Consider the following 13,930-nt stretch of genomic DNA (forward strand, 5'->3'; position numbering starts at 1 on the left):
GGTCAGGTTCGCGCGTTGATCGCGGTGTCCAGCACACCGAGGTCGGCGCCGAGTTCGGCAACCGTGTTGCGCACCACCGAGACATCCTTCGAGATGAACTCACCCACGGATGTGCGGAACGCCTCGACGGACCCGCGCATCGCGACGTTGCCCATGATCTTGCACGACGCACTGCCGTACGGGAGAGCTTCGAACAGCGTCTCCGGTGCGACACCGAGTTGCCTTCCGAGCTCTTCGGCCTCCGCCAGAAGCCCGATCTGCGCGGCGAACAGCGCGTTGTTCACGAGCTTGACGCGAAGTCCGTTTCCGCTCGGGCCGACATGGATCAGTGGATTGCCGTAGCTCTTCAGTATCGGGCCGATGCGTCCGACCGCGTCTTCGGCCCCGCCGACGAAGAGCGCGAGATCGCCCGCCGCAATGTTGTGCGGGCCGCCGCTCACTGCAGCGTCGACGACAGCGATTCCCAGCGGCTCGGCCACGGCGACAAGATCGTCGATCGTCTTCGGGCTGATGGTCGTGTGAATCACGAGGCACGACCCTCGCGGCATCGACTGCAGGAGCCCGCGTTCGAGGCACACCTCACGGACCTGCGCGTCGGTGAAGACGCACACTGTCACGAGATCGGCATCGACACCGATTTCCGAGAGGTCAGCGACCGCCTTCGCTCCCGCTGCTTCGATCGCGGCGCGCGACTCGTCGGATCGTCCGAGCACCCGAACATCGTGACCTGCACCGAGCAGACGCTCGACCATGGGCATACCCATGCGGCCTGCCCCGATGAATCCGATGCGGCTCATCGCTGATATCCCATCATGTCGAGGGTGGCGTCTGCCGTGGTCAGAGAAATCCCGGCCGAGGCTCCCACGCCGGCGGCAAGGCTCGCGACGAGCGTGACGTCCTTGCGCAGTAGCTCACCGGCGTGACCTGCGATCCGCTCGAGGCCGCCGGCAGAGACGACACGGCCCAGCGCAAAGCTGTTCGCCGTGCCGTGCGAGACGACCTCACCGAGCTTGGCGGGGTCGACGCCGAGCGACTCACCGAGTTCGAGGGTGCTCGCCGCAGTCGACAGGTTGGCGGTGAAGAGCAGGTTGTTGAGCAGCTTCGCGACCTGCCCGGCGCCCAGGTCGCCGAGGTGGACGACGGGGTTGCCGTACGTCTCGAACACCGGCCGGGCCGCTTCGACGGTGTGGTCGTCCCCGCCGAGCATGACGAGCAGCGTTCCCGCCGCCGCGCCCATGCCGCCGCCGCTGACCGGTGCATCGATGATCGACACACCCTTTTCGCGGGCTACCTCGGCGAGTTCCTTGCAGGTGTCGGGATGGATGGTGCTGTGGATCGCGATGATGCCGCCGTCGCGCAGTCCTTCGAGGATGCCGTTCTCGCCGGTGATCACTGCGCGGACGTCGTCGTCGCTCACCACGCACAGGCACACGAGGTCGCTGGCCTTCGCGAGCTGCGCGGGTGTATCTGCGTACTTCGCGGCGGTGTCGGCGTACGGCTCCAACGACTCCTTCCGGCGCGCCCACAGTGTCACTTCGTAGCCGGCTTCGACGATGCGGCGCGCCATGGGGCCGCCTTGGCTACCGAGACCGATGAATCCGACGCGCATCATGTGTCCTTACCCTCGCGTGCGAGGCAGTCGTCGATGAAGTTCATGACCGTCCGGTGGTACTCCGGTGCGGCGTTGCAGATGCTGAGATTGTGGCCGCCTCCGGGAATCCGGGCGGTGGCGACGCGAGGGGATGCGGTGAACATCGAGGCCACATCGTCGAGTGCCTCCGGGTCGCTGCGCCATACTCGCTCGTACTCGGCGGCGGTGTAGTGGACGGGGACACGCACTCGCGCTGCGAGCGGTGGGAACGTCTCAGTGGGCCAGATCGCAGTGACATCGGCTTCGTAATCCGGTGTGCGAGAGCCGATTGCTGCGCCGCCCATGACGTCGGGTGGATAGAGGTCCTCCGCGGGAGTCCAGATCAGTTCGCCCACACCTTTTGCTTGAGCGTATCGCTCACGCGTGCCGAGGATTCCGACCGCGAGCGCGTGGTGCTCGCGACCGGTGCCGGAAATCGCGAGGCCGAGCAGATCGTGGCCGTGGTCGTCGGTGGCCATCCGAACTGCCAGTTCGCTGCCGACCGAGTGGCCCCACAGGAACAGGCCGGTCCTGCAGGAACCCGAGCCGAGGACGGCATCGACTGCCGCGTAGGTGAGGTCGGCCCGACGCTGCGAATCGCGGAGTTCCTCGGCGAACGGCCTCGAGGCGCCGTAACCGGGACGGTCGAGAGCCAGCACCGTGTATCCGCTCTGGGCAGCGGCGCGCATCATCGACAGGTCAGGGTGGCCGGGGCAGTCCCAATATGCGGAGAACGCGGCACCTCCGTGCAGTGCCACGATCACTGCGCGCGGCTCGGGGGCCTCGAGGAGGAGTCCCGAGATCGGGATGCCCTCGATATCGACGACGCGGGAGACGGGTGAGGAACTCCACGCGTCGCCGACACCGGCCTCCTCGATCGCTGAGGATTGTGGGGAAGTGAAGGTCATGAGTCGGCTCGCAGAAGCATCGCGCCGCCCGGTGAGAGCCCGCCGGTCGCGGCCACCGCGACACGTGCGCCGGGGACCTGCCGCGCACCGGCTTCTCCGCGCAACTGTGTGACGGCCTCGTGGATCAGGCCCATGCCGTGAGTACGACCGTGCGACAGCTGACCACCGTGTGTGTTGAGGGGCAGGATTCCATCGCGTGCGATGTTCTTGCCACCGGCGAGGAAATCCTTCGCTTCGCCGATACCGCAGAATCCGAGACCCTCGAGCCACGACAGGCAGTTGAAGCTGAAGCCGTCGTAGAGTTCGGCCACGTCGACATCCTCGGGCTTCATCGAAGTGCGAGACCACATGTGCGCAGACGGCCCGAGCGAATGCGGCTCGTGGGTGAGCGTGCTCTGATCCCAGTCCATTCGTTCGATGATCTGGGTGCCGGCAGCCTCGACGAGCACCGGCGTCTTCGGGAGGTCACGTGCCGCGTCGACGGCCGAGACGATGACGGCGATCGAACCGTCGCACGGGACATCGCAGTCGTAGAGACCGAACGGGGTGGTGATCGGACGGGCCGACATGTAGTCGTCCATCGTCATGGGATCGCGGTAGATCGCGGTCGGGTTCAGCGCCGCGTTGGCACGCTGGTTGAGGGCGATCCAACCGAGCGTCTCACGGTCGGTTCCGTAGCGATGGAAATGTCGCTGTGCGTTCTGCGCGAGGGTGTGGGCGGCGGACGTGGCACCGAACGGCATGAACCAGTTCGGGGTGCGCCCGCCGGCCGGGGGAGCGATCTCCCCGCGTTTCATCAGCTCACCGTAGGTGGCTTCCCACACGGTCCGGTAGCACAGCACGTGCCGTGCAGCGCCGCTGGCGACCGCGATCATCGCGGCGATCACCGATCCACCCGGGCCGAACGTCTCGATGCCGCCGTTGTGCCACGTCGGCCGCAGGCCCAGCGCAGCCTCGACCGGCGTGATGCCACCCTCACCGAACCCGCCGACGTTTCCGCCACCGGGATAGCTGGCGATGCCGTCGATGTCGTCCATCGTCAGACCTGCATCGGCGACCGCTCGTTCGCAAGCCTCGATCGTCAGGTCGATGGGTGACCGCATCAGCCGCCGACCGATCTCGGACATACCGATGCCGGTGAGCGCGACTTTGTCCTCGAACTTGTCCTGCGTGGCCGGGGGGCGCACATGGAACCGGAACTGGTCCGGCTCGATCTCGTCCTGAGGGAGAGGGGAGAATTCGCCCTGTTCCCGCGCGGGTCGGAAGAGCGGAAGCCACACGTCTGCATCCTGCTGGAACACGACTTCCATGCGCATGCCGAGTTGGAGCGTGTCGGGGTCGCAGTCGATGATGTTGGTAGTCAGCCGGACCCGAGGATCTTCCTCGATCGCAACCTGCGCGACGACATACGGGGCAGGCATGCCTGGCACGGCAAAGCGGTGGTTGATCGTGAACCCTGCGAGGGTCGCGAAACCCGATACCTCACGGACCCCCATCCTGTGATCTCTGCAGTACCGGCAGACCGGCTGTGGCGGATGAATGAGGGCCGAGCACGACTCACATTCCTGAATTCGCAGCACACCGTCGGCACCGGCCGTCCAGAAGAATCGGTTCTGAGAGGTGAGTTGGGGTAGGGGACGTCCCGAGGCTTTCGCCACGGATGTGTCTCCGGTCTGATCGACCACCGCTGTCTCGGCCACGTGCGTCGGGTTCCTTACTGTCTGTGCCGGGGGCACCGCTGCGCGTCGAGGCAGCGGCGCCCCCGGGGTGAGATCGGTTGCTGTCGGCTCAGTTACCGATGTTCGCCGAGTCCTTCTTCCGCGTGATCGGATCCGCGAGACGCTGCTCGTCGCAGACCTTCTGGAGCTTCTTCAGCGTGTCGTCGAGGTTGTCGCCGAGACGCGGCCCAGGGGTGAACGTCGCGGGCAGATGTCGCATGCCCTGGATCACGCCGATGGTGTCGTAATGCACCGTTCCCTCGAGGTCGACGTTGTAGTCGGGCATCCGATCGAGAACCGCGAGCACCATCCGCTTGAACACCATGCGCGCCATGTTGGAACCGACACACCGGTGGATTCCCAGTCCGAAGCTGAAGTGACGGTTGCCTCGTCGCTCGAGATCGATGTTGTTCGGATCGTCGAACAGTTCGGGGTCGCGGTTGGCCATGGCCCACGACAACCAGAGCCGGTCGCCTTCCCTGAATTCGGTGCCGTCGAGTTCGTAGTCGGCCGAGAAAGTGCGGCCGTCGCCCGGCGCCGGAGTGAAGTAGCGCAGGAACTCTTCGGTGGCGGGGTTGAGGAGGGTGTCGCGCTCCTCGCTCAGACGAGTCCGCTCGTCGGGATTGAGGCCCAGCCATTCGAGTGAATGGGCGGTGAGCGCGGTCGTCGTATCGAAACCGCCGCCGATCAGGAGACTGAGAATTCCCAGCAGCTCCATGTCGTCGGGTTTCTCACCGAGAACCTCGACGTTGGCAATCGCATTGATCAAGCCCGGGCGAGGATTCTCCCGGATCTCGAACAAACTCGTGAGGAGATCGAGCCCCATTGCGCGATGCATTTCGTTGATACGCGGGATATCCGGGGAGTCCGGCGGGGTGTAGACCGCGGCGTGCACGGGCTCGTTGTAGATGACCCACTTCTCGATGGGAATTCCCATCATGGCCAGGGTCAGCACCGCCGGCACGATGTTGGCGAGATCGTCGACGAAATCGATCTTTCCGCTTTCGATCTTCTCGTCGATGGCCGCCCGGACGACTTCGTCCACGAAGGGGATCCACCGCTCGACGGCTGCGGGGGAGAGATAGGGGTTGAGCAGACCACGGAACTCGTGGTGCTCGGGGTCGTCCATTTCGAGGATGCCACCGCGGACACCGGATGCGCGTTCCATGGACGGAATCGCGATTCCCTTGTATCCCTTGCGCTTGTTGTGGAGGTCGTGGTCGGTGGATACGTCAGTCGAGCGGGCAAGGTCGAAGACTTGGCTGCTACCCGCAGCGACCCAGTGGCCACCGTGGGTGTCGGACCACGCCATCGGGCACTTCGACTGCATTTCCTCGGTCACGTCGAGGAAACGATCCCGGTAATCCGCTGCGTGCCGGTCGAAGTCGAATTTGGGAGTCTTGCGGGCTGCGTCGGCAACTGGGTCGACACTCATGACTGTCCTCTCGGGAATCAGAGAATGGTGATCGCTTGCTCAGGACATGAGCGCACGGCCTCGTGGACGTTCTCCTCGAGGTGTTCGGGGATCTCGGTATCGATGGCCGTGGCGTGGCCGTCGATCTCGCTCAGTTCGAAGACATCCGGTGCTGCCATGGCGCACAACGTGTGTCCCTGGCAGCGATCGGGGTCGACTCGCACCTTCATTGCGTTCCTCCCGTTCGAATGGGTATCGGTGATGGGCTGTACATTTCAGGGAGTCGGCTTCCGGCGCGACGGCCGGGGCCGGTGATCACAGGTGGTGGTCGTACCACTTGAGGTAGCCGCCACCGTCGACGCGCATCTGCATGCCGGTGACATAGCGGGACTCCTCGGATGCGAGGAAGAGCACCATGTTGCTGCTGTCCTCGACCTCGATGTACGGAATCTTCATCGCCTGCTGGACGCTGAACACGGGCTCTGCGTCCGCGCGGGTGGGGTGCTCGAGATCAGGACGGAACGACTTGTACATCGTTTCGCTCTGCAGCATGTCCGTGTTGCAGTTGGTGGGGTGCAGCACGTTCGCGCGAATACCACGCGGGGCGAGGTGGGTTGCCAGATCGTGGATGAAGTGCGTCAGAGCGCGCTTGGAGAACACGTAGGCCGCGCCACCGAGGTCCTTGCCGGGCTGATCCTTCTTCGATACATCCATGAGTGCGGCGGTCGAGCCGGTCGCGATGATCGAGGCGCCCTCGTTGAGATACGGCAGGGCGGCCTGCACGGCGTTGATGGTGCCGACCAGGTTGATGTCGACCGTGTCGGACCACGCCGCCACCTGCGGTTCTCCGCGCATGCCTGCCACGCCCGCCTGCGCAACGACGATGTCGATCTTGCCGAGTTCGTCGATGCCCTGCTTGGCTGCCGCACGCATCTGTTCGGCGATGCGGACGTCCGCCTGCACAGTGACGATGCGGCGACCTTCCTTCTCGACGAGGCGGGCGGTCTCCTCGAGGTCTTCAGGGGTAGCCATCGCATAGGTGATGCTGTCGACGTTGTGGCACAGATCGACCGCGATGATGTCGGCGCCCTCGGATGCGAGTTTGACCGCGTGGCTGCGGCCCTGACCTCGCGCCGCGCCGGTGATGAATGCGACCTTGCCTTCTACGCGTCCCACTGTTCGTCCCTTTCGATCGAGTGTGTGGTTTTCACAGGCCCGATGATGGGCCGGCAGTGTTCACGTACTGCGATTTACGTATTGCGATTACGCACTGCTGACTACGTACTGCTATGTGTTTCGGCCACCGTTGACGCCGAGGATCTGTCCGGTGATGTAGCCGGCTTCCTCCGAGATCAGGAAGGCACACGCAGCGGCGATGTCTTCGGGACGGCCGGCCCGACGGACCGGTGTGCGCTGGATGTGGTCTTCGATGGTGCCGCCGAGTAGACCTTTGCTCTCGGAGCGGCGGAGCATGGGGGTGTCGACGAATCCGGGGGGGACCGCGTTGACGGTGATTCCCTCGGGTCCGTATTCGAGCGCGAGCGACTTCGTGAGCCCGTTGACGGCGGCTTTGGCCGAGACGTACGCGGACATGAACTGCTGTCCCGACTGCGCGCTCGATGAGGAGATGTTCACGATGCGTCCCCAGCCTGCTTCGATCATGTCGGGGAGCGCGGCCTGGACGCAGTGGAACACGCCGCCGAGATTGACGCCGATGACCTTCTGCCAGGTGGCGTAGTCGATGTTCTTGAATCGCTTGTACAACTCGAGGCCTGCACCGTTGACGAGGATCGTCACGGGCCCCAGCTCTTCGCGCACCTGCGCGAACGCTGCCGCGATCTGTTCGGGATCGGAGACGTCGACCTTGTATTCGAGCTCTGCACCGGACGGGTTCAGATCGAAGACAGCGACCTGGTAGCCATCCTTGCGCAGACGCTCCGCGATGGCCTTGCCGATTCCCGAGCTTCCGCCGGTGACGACTGCTGTTTTCACGCCCATGCTTCGTCACCCACGATCGTGGTGCGACGCATGAGGCGCTCGGAGGACGGATCGTACGGGAGAGCACGGTGCAGCATGCCCGTGTTGTCCCAGACGACGAGGTCTCCGACCGACCACTCGTGCGAGTAGACGAAGCGCTCCTGTGTGGTCCACGTGAGGAGTTCGTCGAGGAGTTCGCGGCTCTCTTCGGGGCTCATGCCCACGATTCGATCGGCTGTTGCTCCGATCACGAGCGACCGGCGGCCGTCGCGGCGATCCCACACGAGCGAGGACTCGTGCTCGGGAAGCCGGCGCCATCCGGCGACCTGCTCGTCGGTGGGGTCGGGGTACACAAGGCGCTGCGCGGCCTCGAAGCTGTGGACGACCCGCAGACCTTCGTAGCGCTTCTTCTCATGCGCGGGAAGGTTCTCGTATGCGGCGTAGGTATTGGCGAATTCGGTCCCGCCGCCGACCATCGCGACGTGGCGCGCAGACAGTGTGGTCGCCTTGGCCGGGACGTCGTTGGTGGTGTCGTCGATGTGCCAGCAGAAAGTGCCCTTGAGATATTCGGCCGTAGGCGTCTTTGCGGGATCGAGTGAGACAGTGAAGATTTCCTGCCCCGGCGCCGGCTGTACCAACTTCCCCAGACGACGGCTGAAGGCCAGCTGGCCCTCGTCGTCGAGGTTCAGGCCGCGGATGAGCAACACCCCTCGCCATTTGAGCGCCTCGAGCAGTCGCGCCACCACCGAGTCGTCGTCGAGGCTGTCGAGGCCGGTGACTTCTACCCCGAGCGACGGACTGAGTGCTGTTGTCTCAATCACAAGAATCTCCCTTCCAGATGCGAGAACCATACTCTCGTTCGATTGGGGGTTGCAAGACCGGATTTGTCCGGGTCTCGCCGGTGTCTTCCCACTTAGTATCGGTGGCGTGAATCACGTTCTGGGGTAGGCGTGAGCCGGTTGACTTGGTACAGTCGCGTCCAGCAGATCTCTGATTCTCAGATGCGAGAATATTATTTCCACCAGTGTGAGGAGACGGAATGTCACCGCAGGACAACGGGTCGACCGCAGTAGTCGACGGCGAATCATCGACGGGCGTGACGAAGCCCCTGCTCATCGACGGTGAACTGGTCACGCTCGACAAGACCTTCCCGTCCTACAACCCTGCGACCGGTGAGCTCTACGGACATGCTCCGGACGCCGGCGTCGACGAAGCCGAAGCCGCTGTTGCCGCTGCGCGTCGTGCGTTCGACACGACCACGTGGTCGACCGACGTCGAATTCCGCATCAAGTGCATGGATCAGCTGCATCAGGCGTTCCAGGACCACAAGGAAGAGCTCCGCGAGATTCTGATCGCGGAGGTCGGCGCGACCTTCATCTCCACCCACGCCAATCAGCTCGAAGCGCCCATCGGGATCATCAAGTACTACGCCGATCTCCTGCGCGGGTACTCGTTCGAGGACGACAAGGGCGAGATCGAGATCCGCGGTCAGAAGCACCGTCGCTGGGTCGGAAAGGAAGCGGCAGGCGTCGTCTCCGCGATCACCGCGTACAACTACCCGGTGCAGCTGGGGCTTGCCAAGCTGGCACCGTCCCTCGCTGCCGGGTGCACCGTGGTCCTCAAGGGCGCTCCCGACACACCGATCATCACCAATGCCATCGGTGAGCTCATCCAGAAGTACACCGACATCCCTGCGGGTGTCGTCAACATCCTGTCGTCGTCGGGAATCCCCGTCGGCGAGGTCCTGACCACGCACCCGGACGTCGACGTCGTGACGTTCACCGGATCCACGCCGGTCGGTGCGCAGATCATGGCCGCGGCTGCAGCGACGATGAAGAAGGTGTTCACCGAGCTCGGTGGCAAGTCCGCTCTGATCGTGCTCGAGGATGCAGACCTGGCGACCGTCGCCCAGTTCGCTGCTTTCAGCATCTGTTCGCACGCCGGACAGGGTTGCGCGCTGACCTCGCGTCTGCTCGTGCCGCGCGACAAGCACGACGAGATCGTCCAGGCGATCGCAACGATGATGGCCAACGTGCCGTTCGGTGATCCGACGAACCCCAAGATGTACATGGGCCCGCTCATCAGCGCGAAACAGCGCGACAAGGTCGACGGACTCGTGCAGCGCGCGATTGCCGCAGGCGCCACGCTCGCGGCCGGTGGTAAGGCCGTCTCGCCCGGTTACTTCTACGAGCCGACCCTCGTCGCGAACGTCGACCCGTCGAGCGAGATCGCTCAGGAAGAGGCGTTCGGCCCGGTCCTCGCCGTGATCCCGTTCGACGACGAAGAGGACGCCGTCCGGATCGCCAACGACTCGAAGTACGGTCTGTCGGGCGGCATTCTCACCGCCGACGACGATCGCGGAATCGCAATCGCTCGTCGCATCCGCACCGGCAGCTTCGGTATCAACGGCGGCAACTACTTCAGCCCCGATATGCCCTTCGGCGGCTACAAGCAGTCGGGCATCGGCCGCGAAATGGGCCAGGAAGGACTGGAGGAGTTCCTCGAGACCAAGTCGTACGCGCTGGCGGTCAAGTCGTGAGGCCGCTGGAAGGGGTTCGCGTCCTCGAGGTCGCGATGTACGGGTTCGTTCCCTCTGCGGGTGCAGTACTTGCAGAGTGGGGCGCCGACGTCATCAAGGTCGAGCACGCCGTCACCGGTGATCCGCAGCGTGGCCTCCGTCAGATTGGTCCTATGCGTGTCGAAGGCGACCCGAATCCCAACGTCGAACACGCGAACCGCGGGAAGCGCAGCATCGGCCTCGATATGAGTACGACCGAGGGCCGGGAACTCCTCCACGACCTCGCTCGCAACTGCGATGTCTTCCTGACGAGCTTCCTCCCGCAGGCCCGGGCGAAATTCGGTATCGACGTCGATGATATCCGGGCTGTGAACCCGAAGGTGATCTATGCGCGCGGAAGTGCGCTCGGTCCACGTGGCGAGGAGTCCGACAAGGGCGGCTACGACATGACCGCTTTCTGGGCCCGGGCGGGAATCGCTGCCACCCTCACACCGCCGGGGACCGAAGGCATGATCACTCCTCCGGGGCCGGCGTTCGGCGACACCATCTCCGGCACGAACCTCGCGGGTGGCATCTCGGCGGCACTGTTCAAGCGTGAACGTACCGGCGAGCCGTCGATCGTCGACGTGTCGTTGCTCAGTAGCGGCGTGTGGGCCATGGGCCACGGGATCGCGTTGTCGGTGCACATGCAGGATCACATGGTGGCGCCGGTACCCGGTGGGCATGGTGCACTCACCAACCCGCTGTCCGGGTTGTACGAGACCGCGGACGGACGCTTCCTGTCGTTCGTCATGCTGCAGCCGGCGAAGTACTGGGCCGAGGTGTGCACGCTCATCGAGCGCCCGGAACTCATCGACGATCCGCGTTTCGTCGGGGCGGAGCAGATAGCCGCACACACTGCAGAAGCCGTGGAACTCATTCGTGAGGCGATCCGCGCCCGCACGCTCCCCGAGTGGACCGAGCGTTTCGGAAGTCTCTCCGGTCCGTGGGCGCCCGTGCAGGACTCCCTGCAAGTGGCGAGCGACCCGCAGGTCCGGGCGAACGAGTACATCATCAAGGCCGGTGAACTCGAGCTGGTGAGCAACCCGGTGCAGTTCGACGTCACGGCTCCGAGCATCGGAGCGGCACCCGAATTCGCCGCTCAGACAGAGGAAGTTCTCCTCGAGCTCGGCCTCGATTGGGAGCGGATCATTGCCCTCAAGACTGCCGGTGCAGTCACCTAGTTCGGCAGTCGCCTAGTTCGTCGGGAGAGTCCCATGCCATACATCGCTTCGATCGGTACCTACCTGCCATGCTGGGGTACAGCCGACTCCCGGGTGCCGGGAGACGACGAGGACGCGATCACGCTTGCTGTAGAAGCAGGTCGCGCCGCACTCGAGTCCGGAGGTTCCGTCGAGTACGTCGTGCTCGTGAGCCGCGACCTGCCGCTCACGGAGAGCAGCAATGCCGCGGTGCTTCTCGCCGGCCTCGGGCTCGATCCAGAGCTCGAAGTCATCGAGCGATTGGGCGGGGCTCCTGCGACACTCGACGCACTCGGCTCGGCCAGGCCCAGGACACTTGTGATCGGTGTCGATATCGACGCTGCCGGTGCGGCAGCGGCGCTCACAGCAGAACGCGGGCTGCAGGTGCGCACCGCCGCGCGGGTGTCCCGCAGTCTGCCGGTCCGTACGCGGAACAGTTCGGGGGACGTCCACGACTACGGCGATCCGCGACTGCTCAAGAAGCGCGGCTATCTTGCGTCCTTGACGACGGCGTGGGTCGACAGCCCCGTCGTCGTCGCGGGCATCGGGCGCAAGGACGCGGCACCCCTGGCCATCGGCGAGACAGTTGCGCTTCCCACCACCGGCGCGAGTTCGAGTCTGTTCGCGTTGGCAGCCATGGCGGAAGCAGGTACGACCGGGCCGTTGGTGGGGATCGAACAGGCGAGTCTGTCGGGGATCACGGTCGCGGACGGCTCGGCTTCGGTCCTTCGTCGAGAGCGAGCCGCGCAGCCGCTGTCCGACTCCGGCCAGCTCGCGGCCGGTGAGATTCCCATCTCCCTTGCCGCCTACGAGCGGGCCTTCGAAGCGAAGGTGCGGTGGGAGGCGGGAAAGTTCTCGGACAGCGACGAACTGGACTTCCCCCCTCGATACCGGGTGGATCATGACGGAACATTGAAGACGGACTACACCTTCGTCGAACTGCCTCGCACCGGCGTCGTGTACACCGAGGTGACTGTGCACGTCCCGGTCCCCGGACTGAAGACGCCGTACACACTTGTGATCGTCGAACTCGACGAGGTAGGGGTGCGGGCACTGGTGCGGGTCACCGGTGTCGACGCGGGCACGGTCGACATCGGAGATCGAGGTCGACTGGTACTCAGGCGGGTGGCCGTCCGCTCGGGCGTGCCCGACTACGGCTATGCATTCGAGCCTGATACTGCGGGCACGGTCGGTGCGGGAACGGAGGACGCGGCATGAGGAACGTAGCGATCGTCGGTGCGGGAATGACGCCGTTCGCGGAGCATTTCGCGTTGGGCATCAGAGACCTTCTGCCGATGGCGTTCTCGGAGTGCGCGGCGAGTGTCGACAAGGGGCTCGACCTCTCGGACCTGCAGGCGGCTTGGTTCGGCTCCATGGGCACCACCGACGGATTTCCGTCGGGGATCCTCGCCGACACCCTGGGCCTACGCGATATCCCTGTGACCCGCGTCGAGAATTCGTGTGCCACGGGGCACGACGCGATCCGAAATGCCATGTTCGGCATCGCATCCGGAGCCTACGACGTCGCGCTCGTCGTGGGAGCCGACAAGCTCCGCGAAACAGCGTCGAAAGGGATGCTGTGGGAATGGGAGGCCATGTCCCGCGACATGGCCTGGGATTACCCACTCGGGTTGGCGCAGGCCGGATTCGCGCTGCATGTACGCAGGTACCTGCACGAATCGCCGGCAACCCGTGAGCACATGGCGATGGTGGCGGTCAAGAATCACCACAATGCGATGAGTAACCCCAAGGCATGCCGACGATTCGAGCTCACCGTCGAAGAGGTTCTCGCGGCGGATGCGGTGGTCACCCCCTTCGGCGTCTACGACTGCGCACCGCAGAGCGACGGCGCCGCTGCGGTGGTTCTGGTCGCAGAGGATATGGTCGACAGATTCACCGATCGTCCTGTCTGGATACGTGGAAGTGGCGTCGGCCTCGATTCGGTTATGCACCAGCACAAGCGCGACCTGACCTCCTTCCCTGCGACAGTGCGCGCGGCGAAGCAGGCGTTTGCGATGGCAGGGATGACTCCGTCCGACATCGACGTGGCGGAGGTACACGACTACTTCACGGGCATCGAGCTGATCAGCTACGAGGATCTCGGGTTCGCCGAGAAGTTCGAGGCGTTCAAACTCATCGAGTCCGGTGGTACGGGTGTCGAAGGATCGCTCCCTGTCAACCCCAGTGGAGGGCTCAACACGAAGGGGCACCCTCCGGGCGCCACCGGAGTTGCCCAGTGCGTCGAACTGTTCGAGCAGCTGCGTGGCGACGCTGCCAACCAGGTGGACGGAGCTCGGATCGGGTTGGCGCACAATGTGGGAGGTCCGACTGCCGTTGCGGCCGTGACGATCCTGGAGTCGGCAGCCGGCTGATGATCAGCACGAAAACCCGCGTACAGGCAACTGTGACGCGGGTTTTCGTCGTGCCGTGAGCCCGTTTATGATCCCCGTTCTGCCCGGATCTGCCAAATGTTGCCGGGGTGCAAGATTGCCGTTCTGTAATTTGAACAAATAGGTTCTGTTTT

The 13,930-nt window shown here is 64.5% G+C and carries 13 protein-coding genes; 4 read left to right on the forward strand and 9 right to left on the reverse strand.

Features of this window, described 5'->3' with window-relative positions; all coding sequences use genetic code 11:
• Window positions 1-2: 2 nt before the first annotated feature.
• The 9 genes from ACZ46K_RS08215 to ACZ46K_RS08255 form a co-directional block, all read right to left on the reverse strand.
• The gene (locus ACZ46K_RS08215) at window positions 3-797 is read right to left on the reverse strand and encodes an NAD(P)-dependent oxidoreductase (RefSeq protein ID WP_054809837.1); all 795 of its coding nucleotides are present in this window, start codon (window positions 795-797) and stop codon (window positions 3-5) included.
• A complete protein-coding gene (locus ACZ46K_RS08220; RefSeq protein ID WP_464749266.1) occupies window positions 794-1,609 on the reverse strand; it encodes an NAD(P)-dependent oxidoreductase in 816 nt (271 codons plus the stop codon). The genes ACZ46K_RS08215 and ACZ46K_RS08220 overlap by 4 nt, the downstream gene beginning before the upstream one ends.
• Window positions 1,609-2,538: an alpha/beta fold hydrolase gene (locus ACZ46K_RS08225; RefSeq protein ID WP_054804743.1), complete on the reverse strand. Its 930-nt coding sequence runs from the start codon at window positions 2,536-2,538 to the stop codon at window positions 1,609-1,611. Before ACZ46K_RS08225 ends, ACZ46K_RS08220 begins: the two co-directional genes overlap by 1 nt.
• Window positions 2,535-4,196 (reverse strand): thiolase C-terminal domain-containing protein, encoded by a 1,662-nt coding sequence (locus ACZ46K_RS08230; RefSeq protein ID WP_464749267.1) that lies wholly within the window; start codon window positions 4,194-4,196, stop codon window positions 2,535-2,537. Before ACZ46K_RS08230 ends, ACZ46K_RS08225 begins: the two co-directional genes overlap by 4 nt.
• Window positions 4,197-4,326: 130 nt before the next feature.
• Window positions 4,327-5,691 carry a cytochrome P450 gene (locus ACZ46K_RS08235; protein WP_464747585.1) on the reverse strand — a complete coding sequence of 455 codons (1,365 nt, stop codon included), beginning with the start codon at window positions 5,689-5,691 and terminating at the stop codon, window positions 4,327-4,329.
• A 17-nt stretch (window positions 5,692-5,708) separates the two neighbouring features.
• A complete protein-coding gene (locus tag ACZ46K_RS08240; protein ID WP_054804742.1) occupies window positions 5,709-5,900 on the reverse strand; it encodes a ferredoxin in 192 nt (63 codons plus the stop codon).
• Between the two features lie 85 nt (window positions 5,901-5,985).
• Complete coding sequence (locus ACZ46K_RS08245; RefSeq protein ID WP_054804741.1) at window positions 5,986-6,846, reverse strand: mycofactocin-coupled SDR family oxidoreductase; 861 nt, start codon at window positions 6,844-6,846, stop codon at window positions 5,986-5,988.
• 111 nt (window positions 6,847-6,957) lie between these two features.
• Window positions 6,958-7,662: a 3-oxoacyl-ACP reductase FabG gene (locus ACZ46K_RS08250; RefSeq protein ID WP_054804756.1), complete on the reverse strand. Its 705-nt coding sequence runs from the start codon at window positions 7,660-7,662 to the stop codon at window positions 6,958-6,960.
• Window positions 7,659-8,468, reverse strand: coding sequence for a TauD/TfdA dioxygenase family protein (locus ACZ46K_RS08255; protein ID WP_464747587.1), 810 nt, complete (start codon window positions 8,466-8,468; stop codon window positions 7,659-7,661). The genes ACZ46K_RS08250 and ACZ46K_RS08255 overlap by 4 nt, the downstream gene beginning before the upstream one ends.
• Window positions 8,469-8,686: 218 nt before the next feature.
• Here ACZ46K_RS08255 and ACZ46K_RS08260 point away from each other — a divergent pair, with 218 nt between their 5' ends.
• The 4 genes from ACZ46K_RS08260 to ACZ46K_RS08275 are packed head-to-tail and all read left to right on the forward strand — an operon-like array spanning window position 8,687 to window position 13,778.
• Window positions 8,687-10,186, forward strand: coding sequence for an aldehyde dehydrogenase family protein (locus ACZ46K_RS08260; RefSeq protein WP_054809549.1), 1,500 nt, complete (start codon window positions 8,687-8,689; stop codon window positions 10,184-10,186).
• On the forward strand, window positions 10,183-11,388 hold the full coding sequence (locus ACZ46K_RS08265; RefSeq protein WP_054809548.1) for a CaiB/BaiF CoA transferase family protein: 1,206 nt from the start codon (window positions 10,183-10,185) through the stop codon (window positions 11,386-11,388). The genes ACZ46K_RS08260 and ACZ46K_RS08265 overlap by 4 nt, the downstream gene beginning before the upstream one ends.
• A 33-nt stretch (window positions 11,389-11,421) precedes the next feature.
• Entirely contained in the window at window positions 11,422-12,624 is a 1,203-nt protein-coding gene (locus tag ACZ46K_RS08270) for a Zn-ribbon domain-containing OB-fold protein (protein WP_464747589.1), read from the forward strand.
• Window positions 12,621-13,778 (forward strand): thiolase C-terminal domain-containing protein, encoded by a 1,158-nt coding sequence (locus ACZ46K_RS08275; protein WP_464747591.1) that lies wholly within the window; start codon window positions 12,621-12,623, stop codon window positions 13,776-13,778. Before ACZ46K_RS08270 ends, ACZ46K_RS08275 begins: the two co-directional genes overlap by 4 nt.
• Window positions 13,779-13,930: the final 152 nt, after the last annotated feature.

It is taken from the genome of Rhodococcus sp. JCM 9793 (genome assembly GCF_055380405.1).